1 protein-coding gene is annotated in these 1806 nt (G+C 66.4%); it reads left to right on the forward strand.

All coding sequences use genetic code 11. The features are described from left to right. Positions 1-1806: amidohydrolase (locus DIE02_RS35150; protein ID WP_148093152.1), on the forward strand; the 1806-nt coding region annotated here is incomplete at both ends.

Genomic DNA, 1806 nt, shown 5'->3' on the forward strand with positions numbered 1-1806 from the left:
ACTCAACCGGATCTGATCCTCCACAACGGACGATTCACGACCCTCGACCGCGCGAACCCCGTCGCGACTTCCGTCGCGATCAAGGACGGCCGCTTCGTCGCGGTCGGCAGCGACGCGGAAGTCATGCCGCTCGCGGGCCGCGCGACGAAGGTCGTCGATCTCGGCGGCCGCGGCGCGCTGCCCGGCCTGATCGACAATCACTGCCACGTGATTCGTGGTGGCCTGAACTACAACATGGAGCTGCGCTGGGACGGCGTGCCGTCGCTCGCGGTTGCAATGGACATGCTCAAGCGGCAGGTGGCGATCACGCCCGCGCCGCAATGGGTGCGCGTGGTCGGTGGCTTTACCGAGCACCAGTTCGCCGAGAAGCGCCTGCCGACGATCGAGGAACTCAACGCGGCCGCGCCCGATACGCCGGTGTTCATCCTGCATCTTTACGATCGCGCGCTGCTGAACGCGGCCGCGCTGCGCGTGGTCGGCTACACGAAGGACACGCCCGAGCCGCCGGGCGGCACGATCCTGCGCGATGCCGCGGGCAACCCGACCGGGCTGCTGCTCGCGAACCCGAACGCGACGATCCTGTACGCGACACTCGCGAAGGGACCGAAGCTGCCGTTCGAATACCAGTACAACTCGACGCGCCACTTCATGCGCGAACTGAACCGTCTCGGCGTGACGGGCGTGATCGATGCAGGCGGCGGTTCGCAGAACTATCCCGACGATTACGAAGTGATCCGCAAGCTGCACGATGCCGGCGAGATGACGATCCGGATCGCGTACAACCTGTTCACGCAGAAGCCGAATGCCGAGAAGGAAGACTTCGTGAACTGGACGAAGAGCACGAAGTATCACGACGGCACGGATTATTTCCGCAATAACGGCGCGGGCGAAATGCTGGTGTTCTCGGCCGCCGATTTCGAGGATTTCCGCGTCGCGCGCCCGGACCTGCCGGCGCAGATGGAAGACGATCTCGAGGGCGTCGTGCGCGTGCTCGCGCAGAACCGCTGGCCGTGGCGCATGCACGCGACCTACGACGAAACGATCAGCCGCGCACTCGACGTGTTCGAGAAGGTGAACAAGGACATCCCGCTCGAAGGGCTGAACTGGTTCTTCGATCACGCGGAAACCATTACCGAAAAATCGATGGACCGCATCGCCGCGCTGGGTGGTGGTATCGCGGTGCAGCACCGGATGGCGTACCAGGGCGAATACTTCGTCGAGCGCTACGGCGCGCAGGCGGCCGAAGCGACGCCGCCCGTCGCGAAGATGCTGTCGAAGGGCCTCAAGGTGTCGGCCGGCACCGACGCGACACGCGTGGCGTCGTACAACCCGTGGGTGTCGTTGTCCTGGCTCGTGACAGGCAAGACGATCGGCGGCCTGCGCATGTACCCGCAGCGCAACCTGCTCGATCGCGAGACCGCGCTGCGCATGTGGACCGAATACGTGACGTGGTTCTCGAACGAGGTCGGCAAGAAAGGGCGCATCGCGGTCGGGCAGCTTGCCGACGTGGTCGTCCCGGATCGCGATTTCTTCGCGTGCGCCGAGGACGACATCGCGGGCACGACCGCACTGCTGACCGTGGTGGGTGGCAAGATCGTGTGGGGCGCGGGCCCGTTCGCGTCGCACGATGCGCCGATTCCGCCCGCGATGCCGGACTGGTCGCCGGTGCGCGAGTACGGCGGCTACGGCGGTTGGGGCGCGACGCAGCGCAGCGGCGCACCGCTGCAACGCGCGGCGGCCGCCGCGATGTGCGGCTGCGCGAATGCATGCAACGTGCACCAGCATGCGCACGCGAGTGCGTGGGGC

It is taken from the genome of Burkholderia sp. Bp8991 (genome assembly GCF_003853795.1).
In the GTDB taxonomy this organism is placed as follows: Bacteria; Pseudomonadota; Gammaproteobacteria; order Burkholderiales; family Burkholderiaceae; genus Burkholderia.